Genomic DNA, 17,138 nt, shown 5'->3' with positions numbered 1-17,138 from the left:
CCCATGCCGCGCGCAACCGGTCACGGTAGCGTTACTTGAAGAACAGCGTATTGGCAACGCCAATCAGATCGAGGAGACAGGATATGCGTATTTCAAAAGCAGGTGCAGGTATGTGCGGCGCTCTGCTGCTGGCAGCCATTGCGCCGGTCAATGCCGGTTCGGTCGATGCCAAGCTGCTCGACATGCTGAAGGCCAACGGCGCGATTACCGCGGCGCAGCATGCGGAACTCAGCGCCGACCTCGCCAGGGAAGCGAGTGAGGAGAAGCTCGCCGCCAAGACCCAGGTCAGCGAGAAGGATTTTTTTGAATTCAAGGAGTTGGCGGGCTGGGCAGCCAATACCAGGCTCAAGGGCGATATGCGGGTGCGTCATGGTTATGTCAACATCGAGGACGAGAACAAGGACGCCGGGCGCGACAAGGATCAACAACGCATCCGCGCACGTCTCGGTGCCTTCACGCAGGTGAACCCCGAAATCGAGGCAGGTATACAGGTTGCGAGCGGCAACAGTACGGATCGCCGCTCCAGCAACCAGGATCTGGATAATTATTTTGACAAGAAGAGCATCTGGCTGGATCTGGCTTATATTGACTATCACCCCGCCGCGGTTCCCGGTCTCAAGGGCTTCGCTGGCAAGATGAAGCAACCCTGGGTGGCTGTCGCCGATATGGCCTGGGACACAGATATCAACCCCGAAGGCTTTGCCGCGAGTTACTCGAGAAAATTCGGTTCCACCACGCTGTTTGGCAGCACCGGATATTTCATCGTCAAGGACAATGTCGATGCTGAAGGTGTCGAGTGGCAGCACGACCTGAGCCTCACCGCGCTGCAGATCGGTGCATCTTTCGACGCCAGCGAAGAGCTGCGAATCATGCTGGGCGGCAGCGTCAATTCGTTCAGCAACGACAAGTACGGCAGCACCAGCTCGTTTCGCACCAGCGGTAACACTACCGACAAATTCGGTCTTTACGAGTTGTTCGGCCAGGTTGACGTGAATGGCTTGCCGCTGCCTCTCTCGGTGTATGGGCAATACATCCGGAATGTCGAGGCCGAGGACTTCGGTGTTTACCAAGACGGCGATCAGGACACCGCGTGGCTGGTGGGGCTACGGACCAACATCGATGATTTCTCCATCGACTACAACTACCGCGATGTGCAGAACAATGCGGTGGTCGGTGGCTTTACCGATTCCGACTTCGCCGCCGGTTTCACCGGTTCGAGCGGGCACAAGCTGCAGCTGAAATACGAGTTCCTGAAGAACTTTTCGGGTGGCGTGACGTATTTCAACACGGAGGCTGATGCGGTAAGTCGGAGCAAACCCGACGACGCTCAGGTGGATGTTATCCAGATTGATCTCAACGCCAGGTTCTAAGTGAGAGAGCGGGGGCTATTTCAGCGCGAGGTCTGCATCCGTGCTCGGGATCGTGAAGTTCCCGCCCAGCGCGAGGTGCAGATTCACCCGCTGCGCCAGCTGTTCGGCCTGTACCCGCAGCAAGGCGAGGCGAGCGGCGTTGACGCTGAGTTGTTGTTGCCCGGCAGCGCGTTGATCCGCCTGCCCGACACGCACGCTGGTCTGCACCATTCCCAGCGCCCGCAGGTTGTAGTCGAGACTGTCCTGCAGTAACGGCACGCGCTCGGCAAGCGAATGACCGGCCGCCAGCGCCCCTTCCACGTCGGCAAGTGCACGCAATGCGAGGCGTGCGTATTCGATGACTGCCTGTTTCTGTTCGAGCGTGCGGATCTCGACCTGCGCCTTCAGCTCTCCCCCCTGAAAGATCGGTGCGATCAACTTGGCTCCGGCGCCGCCGATCGGGTTCTCGAAGTCCTTTTTCAGATCGACGACATTGCTGTCGATCGCGGCAATGTTCGCATTCAGTATGATGCGCGGCAGGCGGGCCGCCTTGGCCTCGCCAACGCGGTTGAAGGCCGCTGCCACCCGGCGCTCGGCGGCCAGCATGTCCGGGCGTCGCTCCAGCATCTCGAGCGGCAGACCCGCGGGAACATCGGCGGGGAGCGCAACGAGCTCCGCGCGGGCCTGCAGCTCGGCTCCCGGGTAGCGGCCGAGCAGCAGTTCCAGAGCGCGCACGGCCTGCGTATGTGCGTACTGCAGCTGCCGTTCCGCGTCCTGCAGATTGCCCAGATTGGCTCGCGCCAGCAGCACCTCCTGTTCGTTGCCGGGACCAACTTCCATGCGCTTTTCGGCCAGGCGCACCAGCTCCGAGGCTACCTGTGTCGTCTCCCGGGCAATACCCGTTTGCAACAGGGTTTCGGTTGCCGTGAACCAGCTTTTGGCCACCGTGGCGGCCAGCGATTGGCGGCCGAACTCCAGGTCCGCCTCCGCCGATTCATAGGTGGCCTGGGTGGCGTTGCGTCCGTAGCGCAAGCGACCCCACAGATCCGGTTCCCAGGAAGCGCCGAGCGAGATGCCCTGCAGCGCCGAATTGACATCCCCGCCGCCCATGTTCAGACCGCCGGTACCGAATATGTTGATGCCCGGCAGCAGCGCCGCTTGCGCCTGTATGACGTATTGCTGGGCCTGTTCGACCAATACCGCGGCGACTTGCAGGTCCGGGTTGTGTGCGATGGCCTCGCCAACCAGCGCATCCAGCTGCGCATCGCCAAACGAGCTCAGCCAATTGTCCGTGACCGTGCCTGCGACGGCCTTCTCGTGCCAGTCCGCGTCCGGGGCAATGGCTGCAAGCGGCGTTGATTGGGCCTGGATTTCGTGGCTGGTCGGGGGGTCGAGGACGGCGCAGGCGCCAAGCCCCACCACGCAGGCCAGCAATGGCAGCGCGCACCAGCGACGCTTGCGCTGGATCAGGATTGCAAGCGAGTGCTTGCTTGCTGCAGGTCGAGGCATATCCATGAGCATGCTCAATGCAGCTTCAGAATCAGCCAGTCGAGCTTGGCACCAACACGCATGAACACCTTGCGCAGGATTTGGATTGCGTGACCGCTGTCGGTATAAATCGCGCCATTGCCCTTCGAGCCGGAAGCAAGGAACAAGCCCTTGTCCTTTGCGTCCACCAGAAGACGCACAGCCAGGTGGCCCGGGGGAATCGGGGCGATGCCGCTGTTGTTGCTCGCCGCGCCGATGGGCAACTGGCCCTGCGCGGTGGCCCACATGATGGAGTCCACGCGGCATTTGATGATCCGCCCGGGCCACATGCCGAGCGCCATCTCGGCTTCCTGCCCGGGTTTGACCTTGCGCACCTCGTTCTGGGCGAAAACGGCCATGATCCACTGCTCGTTCTCGACGAAGCTCATGGCCGGCATCGCGGGAAACTGAACTGCCATCGCGCCCGGACGCAGTGCCAGCGAGACCACTGTGCCATCGGCGGGCGCGCGATATTCGGTCTGGCTCAACTCCCACCGGGCGTTGGCAAGTTGTGCCTGCGCGTTGGCGATCTGGGCTTTCACCTTCGCGACTTCATCCAGTTCCCCGTCGGGCGTGGTCGCGGCGAGTTTCGCGCGCACCTGTTGTTCTGCCGCGTTTGCGGCGGCCAGATCCGCCTCGAGACTGGCGACATCCGCCTGGGCCTGCTCCTGGTCGAAACGGTTACCCGCGCCGGCGCTGGCGAGTTCCTTGAACTGTTGCGCGCGCTGGCGGCTGAGCAGCAGCCTGGAGCGGATTGAATCGCGATTGCCGGCGGCGGCTTTCAATTGCTCACCGAGCGAGAGCTGGTTTGCTTGTGCGGTGATCAGTTGCGCCTGCAGTTGAACGATCTGCGCTTCAAACGACTCCACCGCCAGCTTGAATGGCGTCGCATCAAGGCGGAACAGCACATCGCCCTTGCTGATCGGCCGGTTCGGCTCGATCGGGACCTCGGTAACCAGGCCATTCACGCGCGGGTTGATCGGTACCACGTAGTTGATCACCCGCACATCGGCCGAAGAGGGTGCCACGATATTCAAAATCAGGATCAGCACGGTCAGGCCCACGACCGGGATCGTGAATGAAATCACCTGGCTGATGATATTCCACGGCAACAGCCGGAATTTGAAAAAAATCAGCCAGACGAAGAAGGCGTAGATACCAAGCAGCAGGATTTCCATCGATCAGACCCGCCCTGCCGGGTTGTGGCGCGACGCCAGTTCCGCCTCGAGCCGCGCGATCTGTGCGCGCAATGCGTCGATTTCGTCTGGCTGAGGCTCCTCCGGCGCTGCAGATTGCGCGTCGGGAACATGCGATTCATGCTTGTCGGTGCCATACGCCATTTTGTAGAGCACCGGTTTGGAATAGGCCCACAGCCAGGCCAGCGGCCACAGCATTCCGCCGAAAAACAGGGAAAGCAGACATAGAGTCTGGATCGCTTCGGCCTGCGGATGCTGCCTCTTCTCGGCGATTTTTTCCGGCAGTATGTGCACCAGCCAGAAAAGGGCGAGGACCACGAAGGGCACCACTACCAGCACGATCCAGGCCAACACGTTGGCCGCGGTATCAAGTGCTTCGCCCTGGAATATGGAGGCCTGCGCCGGCAACGGAAGCAGCGCCGCGACGAGCAGCGTGCACAGCGTGCCGCAAGCGCCTCGGGGGGCTGGTGGAGTTGAGGGGTCGGCCGCCGGGTTCATGTTCATTGTTGCTGCTATTGGCTCGGACAAAGACGTTAATAGCTGATTGGCGCAGGAATTATAAGCGCAATGCGGGATGCGTGGAGGGGGAATTTGTCCGGATTAAACTGGATCGAGTACCACCACCGGGATCTCGCGCGCACCGGCCGTGACCTGGTATTTCCCGTAGGGGTGGTAAATCTCCACCAGTTGCTGCCACAACGCGGCACGCTCGGCACCGGTTGCGGTGCGGGCGCGCGCATTGAAGCGCTCGGCCTTCACCTGCAAGCCTACCTCCGGATTGGCCTGCAGGTTCAGGTACCACGCCGGGTGGGCTGGCGCGCCGCCCTTGGAGGCAATCACCACATAAGCGTTTCCGCGCTGCCCGTAGATCAACGGCAAGGTCAACGCTACACCCGATTTGCGCCTGATGGTCGTGAGCAGCAGGGTCGGGACCATGCCGGTGCCACCGCCGAGAGTTGCGTCCCACATATGTCCGTTCTCGCCATTGCTGGCGAGGTAGTTCTTCAGGTGCTCTTTTATCCAGTCCGGAAGCTGCGGCGAGATACGTGGTTCGATCATGAGCGCGATCCCCAGGGTAATTCGTGACAGTAACTGACAATAACCTTTTGCGTTTCCGCAAGAAAGTATACTGTCACGAAGCAACTGGCACCAATCAACCCGGGAACAAGCATATGGCTCTGGCTTCCAGCGAAAAGATGCGTGGACTGGTGTATCCGTGGGGTGCACAGGCGGCGGCCGAACCCGGGGTGCCTTACCGTGTCGCGGAAGGCGTGTGGTGGCTGCGTTTTCCGATGCCGATGTCGCTCGATCACATCAACCTGTGGTTGCTCGAGGACGGCGATGGCTGGACCATCGTCGATACCTGTCTCGATCTGCCGGCTTCGCGCGAATTGTGGGAGTCACTTTTCGGTGGCTTTATGCAGGGCAGGCCGGTCAAGCGTGTGATATGCACCCACATGCACCCCGATCACGTCGGACTCGCGGGCTGGCTGACCCGGCATTTCGATTGTGAACTGTGGATGGCGCGTGATGAATTCCTGATGTGCCACACCCTCGTCGAAGATACCGGCCGGCCGGCCCCCGACGTGGCGATCCGTTTCTACCGCGCGGCGGGCTACGACGAGGCTGCGCTCGACAGCTATCGCGAGCGATTTGGCGGATTCGGCAGGTATATATCGGCGCTGCCGGAGAGCTATCGCCGCCTGGTCGAGGGCGAGACCGTCGAGATCAATGATCGCTATTGGCAGGTCGTGGTCGGTTGCGGACATTCACCCGAGCACGCCGCGTTGTATTGTCCGGCGCTGAAAATCCTTATTGCCGGCGATCAGGTGCTGCCGCGTATCACCCCCAACGTCAGCCTGTTCCCGACCGAGCCTGGCGGCGATCCGCTGCTCGAATGGTTGCTCTCGAGTGCTCGCATCCGTGAACGCCTGCCCGACAACCTGCTGGTGTTGCCCGCCCACCAGGCGCCGTTCTACGGGCTGCATGTACGCCTCACCCAGATCATCGAATCCCATGAGCGCGCGCTGGCCAATCTGTTCGAACACCTCGATGAGCCGCGTCGTGCGGTCGATTGTTCGCGGGTGATGTTCCGCCGCGAATTCAGTAACGAGATGTTGACGATGGCGATCGGCGAAACCCTGGCCCATCTCAATTGCCTGGTTGGCCGGCGCATGATCACCCGTACCCGTGATGCCGATGGCGTCGACTGGTATGCTCAGAAACCCGAATCGCTGGAATTCGAGTCATGAATCATCACGTAAGGCCGCGCGCGGCGGGTAGCGCATGAGTCAGCGTTCCGCCGAACTCGAGGCGATACTCGCGGCGGTACCGGTTGATTTCGCCGATGGCAATGCGGATTTCAACGCGGTGCGCGCAATGATGGCGCCTTTCCACGGACACCCGGTCGCAGCGGACCTGCACGTCGAAATCCGCGCGCTCGGCCCGGTGGCGGCCGGCTGGTACACGCATGCGCGCAACGCCGACAGCCCGCGGCTCGCATTCCACTGTCACGGTGGTGCGTTCGTGTCGTGTCCGCTGGCGGTCTATCACTTCTACGGTGAAATCATTGCACGCGAACTCGACATGCGCGTGGTGATGCCCGATTACCGGCTGGCACCGGAACATGTATTCCCGGCGGCACACGATGACTGTTTCGGAGCCTACAAGGCGCTGCTGGAAAGTGGTGTGCGCGCCGCGGATATCTGCGTGCTGGGCGAATCCTGCGGTGGATCGCTGGCGCTCGGGATGCTGCTGCGTGCGCGTGACGAAGGCTTGCCGATGCCGGCCTGCTTCGTATCCGTCACCGGCTGGTTCGATCTCTCGGTGCCCGGCGTGATGGTCGGACGCGATCCCTTCCTTACGCCGGCCTGGGTGCGCAATCGCGCGCGCGAATACAGCGCCGGCAAGCTGGCGCTGGACGATCCGGCGTTGTCGCCCGCGCACGCCGACCTGCACGGATTACCACCGTTTTATCTGCAGGTTGGAGAATTCGACACCATGGGCGAAGGCGCGCGAATACTGGCCGCCAATGCCAGCCGGGCGGGTGTCGAAGTGACGCTCGAGCCGTGGCCCGGGATGATCCAGGGCTGGCACGGGCTGGTGAACGCGGCCGTGCCGGAAGCACGCGACGCGTGGGCCGCGATCAGGCGCTACGTCGATGCCCGCCTGCCGCCCTGATCATTGCGGTTGCGTTTGCAGGTAGTCCAGCGCCAGCGTCGACAGGGTGCGCACACCGGTTTTCAGCGCGGATTCGTTCACCACGAACAGCGGCGAATGATTCGGCGCCGCCTGGTCTGCGCTCACCCCGGGCAGGTTCACACCGAGCATCACGAACAGCCCGGGAATCTGTTGCTGATACCAGGAAAAATCTTCCGCCCCCATCACCATCGGTCCCTCGGTCACCTTGTCCGCGGCGCGCTGCAGCGAAGGCAGCATGCGCGCGGTCAGCTCCGGATCGTTCCAGGTCACCCCGGAATAGGGATCGATGGTCACGGTTGCCTCGGCGCCGGCCGCGCTGGCGATGGCGGTTGCGGTGCGCTCCACGCGCATCAGCAATTCCTTGCGCACACCATCATCGAAATTGCGTATGGTTCCGACCATTTCCACGGTATCGGGAATGATGTTGCCGCGCACCCCGCCATGAATGCTGCCGATGGTGATCACGGCAGGCGCCTTGGTAATGTCGAGCTGACGGCTGGGTATGGCCTGCAACGCCGTCATGATCTGTGCGGCGACGATGATCGGATCGACGCCGCGCCACGGCGAGGAGCCGTGGGTCTGCTTGCCGGTCACCACGATCTTGAGCTCATCGGAGGCCGCCATCGCGCCGCGTGGGCGGTACAGTATCTCGCCGGCCTCCCCGGGCCAGACATGCAGACCGAAAATCGCGCTCGGATTCGCAGCTGTTTTCAGCACACCCTCAGCGAGCATCAGCTTCGCTCCACCCTCCTCGCCCTCGGGCGCGCCCTCCTCGGCCGGCTGGAAAATGAAGCTCACCGTGCCGGGGATCTCCTCACGCATGCCCGCCAGCACGCTCGCCACGCCCATCAGGATCGCGGTGTGCGCATCGTGACCGCAGGCGTGCATCACGCCCACATCCTGGCCGTTGTATTCCCCACGCACTTGCGACGCAAACGGCAGCGAGTTGCGCTCCTCGACCGGCAGCGCGTCCATATCGGCGCGCAGTGCCACCACACCGCCCGGCTTGCCGCCCTTCAGTATGCCCACCACGCCGGTATGGGCGATGCCGGTATGCACTTCATCAAAACCGAGCGCGCGCAGGTGATCGGCCACCAGTTTCGCGGTGCGTACTTCGCGGTTCGATAGCTCCGGATGCTGGTGCAGATCACGACGCCAGGCAATGACCTGCGGATCCACCGCAGCGGCAGCATCGATTATCCGGGCCTGCCGATCATCGGCGAGCGTGTTGAACGCGAGCAGCGAGCCCAGTGCTGCGCCGAGCAGCAAGGCCTGTGGTTTGGACATCGTCATGGTTTCCCGGCTTTATGTGAGCCGCGCAAGTGTGCACTACTCAGGCCGGTCGACAAAGCCTCTGCCGCCATGGCCGGCCGCGGGTAATGGCACCATGGTGGCGCTGAATGCCGGTACCCGCGAAATGGCGGACAAGCTGCACGCCAAGGCGCTCGCGCTGGGCGCCACCGACGAAGGCGCACCGGGGCCGCGTGGCGAGGGCTTCTATGGCGGCTATTTCCGCGACCCGGATGGCAACAAGTTCGTCGCCTTCGTGATGGGTTGAGTCCATATCCGCACGCGTTCGCGTCACGGCGCGAACACGTGCGCGTCCGGGAGGACATATGAACATTCTGCTGCTCGGGCTGGTGCTGTTTCTCGGCGCGCATTCGCTGCGCATCGTTGCCGACGACTGGCGCGAACGACGCATCGCGCAATTCGGCATCCTGTTGTGGAAAGCCGGGTATTCGCTGGTTTCGCTAGCGGGCCTGCTGATGATCATCAATGGTTATGGCGCGGCGCGTGGGACCAGCGCCACGGTCTATGCCCCACCCGGTGGCTTGCAACTGCTGGCACTGGTGTTGATGTTGCCGGCGCTGATCCTGCTGGTGGCTGCCTATGTACCGCAAACCCGGATCAAGGCGATGGTGGCGCACCCGATGCTGCTGTCGGTCAAGGTCTGGGCGCTCGCGCACCTGCTGGCCAATGGGCGCGCGGTCGATCTGCTGCTGTTCGGAACATTCCTCTTGTGGGCGGTATTTGGCTATCGCGCGGCAAAAATCCGCGATCGTGCCGCAGGGACGCGCTATGTGGCCGGGCCGTGGCTGCGCGATGTGCTGGCGATCGCCGTCGGCGCGTTGCTGTGGCTCTGGTTCGTATTCGGTTTGCATGGATGGCTCACCGGGGTGCCGCTGCAGCCGGCATAGCGGTCGCCGGCGCAGGATCGGGAACTGAATATGGGAGATGTGCTGCCGTTTCGCGGAGCGCGCGGGACCAAGGGTAAAACCCTCTGTCTCGAGGGCCATCACAAGTGGGTGGTGTGGAAAGCCAAGCAGTTCGACACCCGCGCCGGAAAGTTGGTGACGGTATATCGCTGCGAGCGCTGCAAGGCGCAGAAGGTAAAGGCCCTTTGAAGCAGGCCCGCCAGCTTCAGTCGTTGCGCTCGATACGCTGGCGGTAACGCTCGCGCTCGCTCTCGCTCATGCGCTCCCACTGACGTCGCAAGTCCTCGCGTTGCTGCGGATCGAGCTGCTGGTAACGTTGCTCGGCGGCGCGCAGGCGCTGTTGTTCCTCGCTGCTGAGCGAGCGGAATTCACGCTCGCGCTGTTGCAGGCGCTGGCCGTCCTCGGCGCTGGTCTGGTTGCGCCTCGGCGCATCCTGGGATTTCCCGTCAGCCGGGCGCGGTTGCGTTTGCTCGCGGGCTTGCTTGTCCCGCCCTTGTTGCCCGCCTTTGCGCCGCGCGTCCTGACCTGAAGCGCGCTGTTCCAGGCGCGCTTTTTCATCGCGTTGATCGCCGCGATTCTTGCGCTGCTCCTGTTTGTCATTGCCGGCCAGCTGGTAGCTCGCGGCCCGCTCGTTCCCGTGTCGCGAATTTTTTTGCGGGCTGGTTCGGGTCTTGCATGTGCCGCATTTGCCAGCAGCAGGGCACTGGCAAGTACGAATGCGCCGAGAAGATTGCGTCTGCTAGCCACGATGGCCCATATCCGATTCAGCGAGCCACAGGTAGAAATCGAGATCGCGGTAGAACTCCGGATTGTCGACCAGTTGTTCTCCGGTGCCGGTCGATGAAGGTAGCTCGCTGCGCGGCATCAATACGGCAACCCCGATCACGGCTGCCAGCACCGCACTGCCGATTGCGGGGGTCAGAAAGCGCCGCCACGGTCGCGGCATGGCCGCCAGTGCGCTTTGCCGGTTGGCAGCGAGGCGCCTGAGCGTGGCCGCGTCGAGTTGCTGCTCCTGCTCGCGCAAGGATTCGCGCAGTTGTTGTTCAAAAGTGTTCATTGCCAATGGTCCTCGAGCTGTTCTCTCAGCGTATGCAGGGCCCGGAAGTAGTGAGTCTTTACACTGCCCTCGCTGCAGCCCATTGCCCGCGCGCTTTCAGCGGTGGAAAGACCATCCCAGCAGCGTAGCATGAACGCCTGTTGCTGACGTTGCGGAAGGCGGTTCACCGCATCCATCAGCACCTCCGCGCCACGCTCGGCGGCCAGAATACGAACCGGGTCGAATGCCGCCGGATCTGGCGCCTCGTCAAGCGGGTCGGTGTCGTCCTCGTGCCGTTCGAGCCAGCCAAACAGACGCGTGCCAAGGCTGCGCCGACGGCGGGCATCGGTAATCCGGTTCTGCAGTATGCGGTAGAACAACGGTCGCCACTCATCCGCTGGCCTGCCCGAATAACGCTGCACCAGTCGCAGCATCGTGTCCTGCAGCACGTCGAAGGCATCAGCCTCGTTGCCGAGCGCGGTGCGTGCCATCAGGAACCCGCGGCGTTCGATGGCGCGCAGGAATCCCTCGATGTCCGGGGGATCAGCCACGTCGTCTTCCGCATCGCTGCAATTCTCCCGGGTACGCATCAACACTTGCGGATACGCTGCTCTCAGCGGTGATGGTCGACGTGATGCAGCACCGCGCCAGCCAGCATCGCCGTGCCGATCCACATGCCGGCATTGTCGTGGCGGGGATATTCCCGTACGTAAACCGGCGCAGGCGCGTAGTAGCGCGGCGGCGCGGAATAATAGTGGTGCACGACGGTGCGGGCCGGCACGTGGTAAGCCTCGCGATAGACCACGGCGTGGCGATGGTGATGTCCGTCATGATGGCCGTGATGCCCCTTGTGGTGCTTGCGATCAGCCAGTGCCGGCGCGGAGATCGACACAACGCACAGCGCGAGCGCTATGAACAGATGCCTGGGCATGGAATTCTCCTTTCATGACAGTATTCCTGCTGCATGAAACGTCCCAAGGCACGATCGGTTGACCCGGGCTCAACGCAACAGCCGGAAACAGTTGCGCAGTTCCTGGACATAACTCCCGGGCTGCTCGAATGCCGCGAAATGCCCTCCGCGCTCCAGTTCGTTCCAGTAGATCAGCTTGCTGAAGCGCTTTTCGGCCCAGCGTCGCGATGAGCGGAAGATCTCCTTGGGAAAGATGCTCGCACCGACCGGGATATCGACCGGATCCATGTTCGGGTTGCCAAAACTCTCCCAGTACAGGCGCGCCGAAGACGCCGCGGAATCGGTGAGCCAGTACATCATCACGTTGTCGAGCATTTCATCGCGGCTCAACGCATTTTCGGGGTGCTGCGCACTGCCTTCGCCGCAATCGGTCCAGGCCCGGAATTTTTCGAGTATCCACGCCGCCTGGCCGGCCGGCGAATCCGCCAGCCCGTAACCGAGGGTCTGGGGGCGCGTACCCTGCTGCTTCGAGTAGCCGGAATCGTGCTCGTTGTAGTGCTGCATGCCGGCAAGCGCGCTCTGTTCGAGTTCGCTCAGATCGTTCAGCGTATCCATGTCGGGCGCGACGATCGGCATGTTCAGGTGGATGCCGCGACAGTGCGCGGTTTCGGACAATCCGATACAGGTCGTCACCATCGCCCCCCAGTCGCCGCCCTGGGCCACGTAGCCGTCATAGCCGAGCCGTGCCATCAGCTGGCCCCAGGCGCGTGCGGTACGCTTGACGCCCCAGCCGTTCGTGCGCGGCTTGTCGGAGTAGCCGTAGCCGGGAAGTGAGGGGCAGACCACGTGGAATGCGTCGCTTGGCGATCCGCCATGACGAACGGGGTCGGTCAGCGGCTCGATCACCTTCAGGAACTCCACCACCGAACCGGGCCAGCCGTGGGTGATCAGCAACGGCAGCGCGTCGCTGTGTGCCGAGCGAACGTGCAGGAAATGGATACCAAGATCATCGATCGTGGTGCGAAACTGCGGGAATTTGTTCACCCGGTCCGCGACCCGCTGCATCTCGTAGCCGCTGGCCCAGTAATCGCAGACCGACTGCATGTAGTCGAGCGGAATACCCTGGTTCCAGTCGCCGGTGGTTTCGCGATCGGGCCAGCGGGTAGCGGCCAAGCGACGGCGCAGCTCGTCAATCTCTGCGCTGTCGATCTCGATGCGAAATGGGGTGATGCTTTGCGGCATGGGCAATTCTCCTGGGTATTTGCCGCTCAGACTACACGAGCGCGGCGGGTGATGTCGCTACCTCGCACCGTGTTGCGTGATGGTAGTAGCCGGGAGTTTTTGCACAGCCGATAATGTCCTGCCCAATCGCTCCGGGAGCTGTCCATGAGCCATACCATCAATCCCGCCGGTGAGCCGATTAGCGATGATGACGCAACCATCGCGCGCGCGCTCGAGGAAGCGAGTGTTCCCTGCCTGCTGATGGCGATGATCCACATGAGCGGCGATGCCACGCTGCTCGATGGAGAACTGCGACCGGTGATGTGTTTCCTGAACGAGACGCAGTGTGCGATGTCACCGGAAAGCCAGGCCGAGGTGCGTCGGCTGGCGCTCGATGTGATCCGGGCCTATCGCGATCGCGGTTGTACCCTGCCGCCGTCGCCGGACGTAGCGACCCTGCGCCGCATGATGAGCTTTCTGGTCGCGGGCGAGGTGCCGGCCGAGTACGTGTCGATGATGCTCGAGGAGATGGAACTCGACGGTCGCGACGCGCGTGATGTGTCGCTGGAGCATATTTCCGAGGAACAACGCGCGGCCTTCCCGGTGCTGGTGATCGGTGCCGGCATGTCGGGCATCCTGGCCGGGATTCGCCTGCAGGAGCAGGGTATTCCCTACCTGATCATCGAAAAGAACGCCGGCGTTGGCGGTACCTGGTACGAGAACACCTACCCGGGCTGCCGGGTCGATGTGGGCAATCACTTCTACTGCTATTCCTTTGAACCCAACAACGACTGGAGCGAATTCTTCGCCCGCCAGCCCGAACTGCGGCGCTATTTCGAGCACTGCGCGCGTAAATACGGGCTGCTGCCGAATATCCGCTTCGAAACCGAGGTGCTGCGCGCCCGATATGACGAGGCAAGCGGCAGCTGGGCGGTCACGGTGCGCACGACGGATGGTCGTGAGGAGACGCTGGATGCGCGCGTGCTGATCAGCGGCGTGGGCCAGCTGAATCGTCCGAAGCTGCCCGAGGTGCAAGGACTGGGCACATTTCGTGGTCCGGCTTTTCATTCCGCACAGTGGGACCACGCGGTCGATATCCGCGGCAAGCGGGTCGCGGTGCTCGGCACCGGGGCCAGCGCGTTTCAGCTGGTTCCCGAAATCGCGACCCGGGCGGCCGGGGTAACGGTGTTCCAGAGCACACCGCAGTGGATGTTTCCGAATCCCGATTACCATCGCGCCATGGGCGATGGCGCGCGCTGGTGTTTCCGCCATCTGCCCTATTACGGGCGCTGGTATCGCTTCCTGTTGTTCTGGCCCGCCACCGACGGGCAGTGGGAGGCCACCTTCATCGATCCCGACTGGCCGCACCAGGACCGCTCGGCAAATGCGGTCAACGAATTTACCCGCGAGTTTTTCACCGACTGGATCCGCCAGCAGACCGGTACCAATCAGGAGTTGTTCGAGCGCGTGCTGCCGCACTACCCGCCGCTGGCGCGGCGTACGCTGCAGGACAACGGCAGCTGGTTGCAGGCCCTGCAGCGTGACAATGTGGAACTGATCGAGCAGGCGGTCACCGCCATCGATGCGAGCGGGGTGCGCGATGCTGCTGGGCGCCACCATGAGGTCGACGTGATCGTCTACGCCACCGGCTTTCACGCCAACCGCTATCTCTGGCCGATGGAGATACGCGGGCGCAACGGTGTCGTGCTGGGCGAGCAGTGGGGCGACGATCCGGCGGCCTACCTCGGCATCACGGTGCCGAATTTCCCCAACCTGTTCGTGATGTACGGCCCGGCCACGAACCTTGCCGCGAGCGGCAGCCTGATCTTTCACGGCGAATGCCAGATGCGCTATATCCTTGGCTGCATCCGGGCCATGCTGGAGCGCGATGCGCACAGCATGGAAGTGCGGGCTGAAGTGCACGATGAATACAACGAGCGCCTCGCCGCCACGCTGGCGCGTACGCTGTGGGCGCATCCGGGGGTGGCGCACAGCTGGTATCGCAATTCCAAAGGGCGGGTCACGGTACTCTCGCCGTGGAAACTGCTCGATTACTGGAATTGGACCCGCGAGCCGCAGCTCGCTGAGTACGAGTTGCGCTGAAGGGAGCGTGGTTAGGCGTCCTTCCAGACCGGCGCGCGTTTCTCGAGAAATGCCGTGACGCCTTCCAGCGTATCGGCGCTGGTGGAAAGCTCGCGCACGATCTCGCGCTCCAGCGCCAATGCGTCGCTGAGCGGCAACGGCAGCCCTTCATGCACCGCGCGCCGGATCGCCCGCTGCGGCACGAGGCTGTGGCGGGCGCAGGAACGCGCCAGGGCGCAGGCCAGTTCCACCACGTCCTCGTCGTCCTCGCACACGCGATTCAGCAGGCCGATCGACAGCGCCGCCGGGGCTTCGATCGGTTCACCGCTCAGCATGATCTCGAGCGCGCGGGTTGCGCCGACCAGGCGCGGCAGCAACTGGGTTCCGCCATAAGCCGGCAACAGGCCGAGCTTGACTTCAGGCAGGCCGAGTTTTGCGCTGCGCCGTGCCACGCGGAAGGTGCAGGCGAGCGGAAATTCCAGCCCTCCGCCGAGCGCCAGCCCGTTGATCGCCGCGACGCTGATTTTGGGGAAGTCGAGCAGCCGACGCAGCAACGCATGCACCCGCAGCAAGCGTTGCTGCGGATCGCCGTGCCACTGGTTCAGATCGGTGCCGGCACAGAAAGCGCGCCCGGTGCCGGTCAGCACCAGCGCGCGGCTGTCGTCGTGCTCGATTCGTTCCAGGTGCAGTTCGAGCTGCGACAACATCTCGTTGGTAATGGTGTTCAGCGCGGCCGGCCGGTTCAACGTCAGCACCGCGCATTCGTTGCTGCGTCGATAAAGAACTTCACTCATGGGTCTGTCTGCCGCGTGCCATGCCGGTTCGGACTATAGGCCAAATCGAACGCGCACTAAAGAGCGCCTGCGGGCTTCGTGCTACATTTAACGAGTAATATCATGAATTTCGGGAAAGAGCATATGTCGTCGCGCCGGAACGGCCTGTCGCTGCTGCGCAGGCGAAGCCGCATCCTGCTGTGCGGGCTCGTGGTGTCATTGCTTGGCAGCAGCTGTGCCGCGCCCTCGGCCGCGCGGTCATCTGCTGACGCTGTGGATGCCGATGCGCTCTACAACGGTATCGAAATCGCGGTGCAGCGTTATCGCGATGGCCTGCACCTGATGCGCGAGGGTCGCCGCGATGAAGGCCGCACACAGATGGAGAGCGCCAGTGCCCAGCTCGCCGCTGATGGTGATGCCTGCGTGCAGCTGCGCGGTTGCGAGCCGCAACGCTTCATGGCGGCCTACAACAACCTGCTCGCACTGCGCAGTGCCGAGCTGGCCGGAGCAGCCGAGGGTTTTGCGGAGATCGAACCGCTCGAAAACGACTCGCCGCTACTCACCGACGTACCGGAGCTGAGTCGTTCGATAAACCTGTTGCAGGGACAGAAATTCGAGGACGTGATCAAGGTCAACGGTCCGATCAAGGCCGCGATGCAGGACTGGCTGACCTGGATGCGTCCGAGCCTGGTGGATTCCTGGGAACAATACCAGTACATGCGCCACCTCATGTGGCCGGCCTATCAGCAGGCCAATCTGCCCGAGGCGCTGCTGTTTGCCATTCTTGCCAAGGAATCGGGTGGCAAGGTGCATGCGGTGTCGAACGCCGGCGCCGCGGGTCCGTTTCAGTTCATGTATCACACCGGGCGGCGTTTCGGTCTCGGCAACGAGAATGGTTTTGATACACGCTACGATCCGGAAGCGGCAGCGCGCGCCAACGTGGCTTATCTGAACGAACGCTTTCACGAGCTGAACAACAATCTCGAGTACGCGCTGGCTGCCTACAATGGTGGCGAGGGCCGTATGCGCGGGATCGCGCGCCGCACGCAGGGCAAGCCGTTCTGGTCACCGGAAGTGATGGGGCATCTGCCGCGCGAAACCCAGGAATACGTGCCCTACGTGCTGGCCGCGGCATGGCTGTTCCTGCACCCGGATGATTACGGTCTGGTGTTTCCGCGGGTCGACGGTACGCCCGGAGAAGTGCGTCTGCAGCAGGCCATGACGCTCAACGAGCTGACCGTGTGTCTCGGTCAGGCCGGTGACAGTCGCGATGGCTGGTTCCGCACACTGCGCAACCTCAATGCGCGAGTGGACCCGAACAAGCGGCTGGCGGTGGGGAGCGTGGTGGCGATGCCCGGGACCTTGCTTGGGCCCTATGCAGAGCAATGCGTGGATGGCCGCATGGCGCGGGTCGCGCTGGAACTGCAGCGCGCGCGGGTACCGGGAAGCGTTGCCAGCGGGGGCGGGCGCAACTATATCGTGCGCTCGGGGGATACGCTCGCGAGCATCGCCAAACGCCAGGGCTGCCCGAGCCCGGTGGCGCTGGCGCGGGCCAACAATATCCAGGGTCCGCGTTACCTGATACGCCCGGCACAGGAGCTCAAGCTGGTGGGTTGCAACGCCTGAG

Annotated in this window: 18 protein-coding genes and 1 pseudogene; 9 read left to right on the top strand and 10 right to left on the bottom strand. The window is 63.0% G+C overall.

Going from position 1 to position 17,138, the window contains the following annotated elements; translation table 11 throughout:
- Positions 1–83 precede the first annotated feature (83 nt).
- Entirely contained in the window at positions 84–1,370 is a 1,287-nt protein-coding gene (locus IPF49_09820; GenBank protein MBK6287909.1) for a putative porin, read from the top strand.
- Between the two features lie 15 nt (positions 1,371–1,385).
- Here IPF49_09820 and IPF49_09815 read toward each other — a convergent pair whose 3' ends face one another.
- From IPF49_09815 to IPF49_09800, 4 genes are all read right to left on the bottom strand, one after another.
- Positions 1,386–2,864, bottom strand: coding sequence for an efflux transporter outer membrane subunit (locus IPF49_09815; protein ID MBK6287908.1), 1,479 nt, complete (start codon positions 2,862–2,864; stop codon positions 1,386–1,388).
- An 8-nt stretch (positions 2,865–2,872) separates the two neighbouring features.
- Positions 2,873–4,054: an HlyD family secretion protein gene (locus IPF49_09810; protein MBK6287907.1), complete on the bottom strand. Its 1,182-nt coding sequence runs from the start codon at positions 4,052–4,054 to the stop codon at positions 2,873–2,875.
- Between the two features lie 3 nt (positions 4,055–4,057).
- Positions 4,058–4,570 (bottom strand): DUF3302 domain-containing protein, encoded by a 513-nt coding sequence (locus IPF49_09805; protein MBK6287906.1) that lies wholly within the window; start codon positions 4,568–4,570, stop codon positions 4,058–4,060.
- Positions 4,571–4,672: 102 nt separating this feature from the next.
- Entirely contained in the window at positions 4,673–5,131 is a 459-nt protein-coding gene (locus IPF49_09800) for a nitroreductase family deazaflavin-dependent oxidoreductase (protein MBK6287905.1), read from the bottom strand.
- A 113-nt stretch (positions 5,132–5,244) separates the two neighbouring features.
- Between IPF49_09800 and IPF49_09795 the strand changes: the two genes are divergently transcribed.
- Positions 5,245–6,324, top strand: a complete 1,080-nt coding sequence (locus tag IPF49_09795; protein ID MBK6287904.1) for an MBL fold metallo-hydrolase — start codon at positions 5,245–5,247, stop codon at positions 6,322–6,324.
- A gap of 34 nt (positions 6,325–6,358) precedes the next feature.
- A complete protein-coding gene (locus IPF49_09790; protein MBK6287903.1) occupies positions 6,359–7,252 on the top strand; it encodes an alpha/beta hydrolase in 894 nt (297 codons plus the stop codon).
- On the opposite strand, the gene IPF49_09785 is transcribed toward IPF49_09790, so the two are convergent.
- Positions 7,253–8,560, bottom strand: a complete 1,308-nt coding sequence (locus IPF49_09785; GenBank protein ID MBK6287902.1) for an amidohydrolase — start codon at positions 8,558–8,560, stop codon at positions 7,253–7,255.
- Positions 8,561–8,648: 88 nt separating this feature from the next.
- On the opposite strand from IPF49_09785, the pseudogene IPF49_09780 reads away from it, so the two are divergent.
- The 4 genes and pseudogenes from IPF49_09780 (at position 8,649) to IPF49_09765 (ending at position 10,018) form a co-directional block, all read left to right on the top strand.
- Positions 8,649–8,831: pseudogene (locus tag IPF49_09780) on the top strand (VOC family protein).
- A 58-nt stretch (positions 8,832–8,889) separates the two neighbouring features.
- Positions 8,890–9,471 (top strand): NnrU family protein, encoded by a 582-nt coding sequence (locus tag IPF49_09775; protein MBK6287901.1) that lies wholly within the window; start codon positions 8,890–8,892, stop codon positions 9,469–9,471.
- A gap of 30 nt (positions 9,472–9,501) precedes the next feature.
- Positions 9,502–9,678, top strand: coding sequence for a hypothetical protein (locus IPF49_09770; GenBank protein ID MBK6287900.1), 177 nt, complete (start codon positions 9,502–9,504; stop codon positions 9,676–9,678).
- A gap of 100 nt (positions 9,679–9,778) precedes the next feature.
- Complete coding sequence (locus IPF49_09765) at positions 9,779–10,018, top strand: hypothetical protein (GenBank protein ID MBK6287899.1); 240 nt, start codon at positions 9,779–9,781, stop codon at positions 10,016–10,018.
- A 210-nt stretch (positions 10,019–10,228) separates the two neighbouring features.
- Here IPF49_09765 and IPF49_09760 read toward each other — a convergent pair whose 3' ends face one another.
- From IPF49_09760 to IPF49_09745, 4 genes are all read right to left on the bottom strand, one after another.
- Positions 10,229–10,546, bottom strand: coding sequence for a hypothetical protein (locus tag IPF49_09760; GenBank protein MBK6287898.1), 318 nt, complete (start codon positions 10,544–10,546; stop codon positions 10,229–10,231).
- Positions 10,543–11,115 carry an RNA polymerase sigma factor gene (locus tag IPF49_09755; GenBank protein MBK6287897.1) on the bottom strand — a complete coding sequence of 191 codons (573 nt, stop codon included), beginning with the start codon at positions 11,113–11,115 and terminating at the stop codon, positions 10,543–10,545. The genes IPF49_09760 and IPF49_09755 overlap by 4 nt, the downstream gene beginning before the upstream one ends.
- Positions 11,116–11,138: 23 nt before the next feature.
- Positions 11,139–11,456, bottom strand: a complete 318-nt coding sequence (locus IPF49_09750) for a hypothetical protein (GenBank protein MBK6287896.1) — start codon at positions 11,454–11,456, stop codon at positions 11,139–11,141.
- A gap of 69 nt (positions 11,457–11,525) precedes the next feature.
- Complete coding sequence (locus tag IPF49_09745; GenBank protein ID MBK6287895.1) at positions 11,526–12,677, bottom strand: alpha/beta fold hydrolase; 1,152 nt, start codon at positions 12,675–12,677, stop codon at positions 11,526–11,528.
- A gap of 144 nt (positions 12,678–12,821) precedes the next feature.
- On the opposite strand from IPF49_09745, the gene IPF49_09740 reads away from it, so the two are divergent.
- Positions 12,822–14,759: an NAD(P)/FAD-dependent oxidoreductase gene (locus tag IPF49_09740; protein MBK6287894.1), complete on the top strand. Its 1,938-nt coding sequence runs from the start codon at positions 12,822–12,824 to the stop codon at positions 14,757–14,759.
- An 11-nt stretch (positions 14,760–14,770) separates the two neighbouring features.
- Here the strand turns inward: IPF49_09740 and IPF49_09735 are convergent, their stop codons facing one another.
- Positions 14,771–15,532 carry an enoyl-CoA hydratase/isomerase family protein gene (locus IPF49_09735; protein MBK6287893.1) on the bottom strand — a complete coding sequence of 254 codons (762 nt, stop codon included), beginning with the start codon at positions 15,530–15,532 and terminating at the stop codon, positions 14,771–14,773.
- Positions 15,533–15,634: 102 nt separating this feature from the next.
- Between IPF49_09735 and IPF49_09730 the strand changes: the two genes are divergently transcribed.
- Entirely contained in the window at positions 15,635–17,137 is a 1,503-nt protein-coding gene (locus tag IPF49_09730) for a transglycosylase SLT domain-containing protein (protein ID MBK6287892.1), read from the top strand.
- Position 17,138 lies beyond the last annotated feature (1 nt).

Source organism: Gammaproteobacteria bacterium (assembly GCA_016705365.1).
In the GTDB taxonomy this organism is placed as follows: domain Bacteria; phylum Pseudomonadota; class Gammaproteobacteria; order Pseudomonadales; family UBA5518; genus UBA5518.
This window is presented reverse-complemented; position numbering and strand designations above follow the sequence as displayed.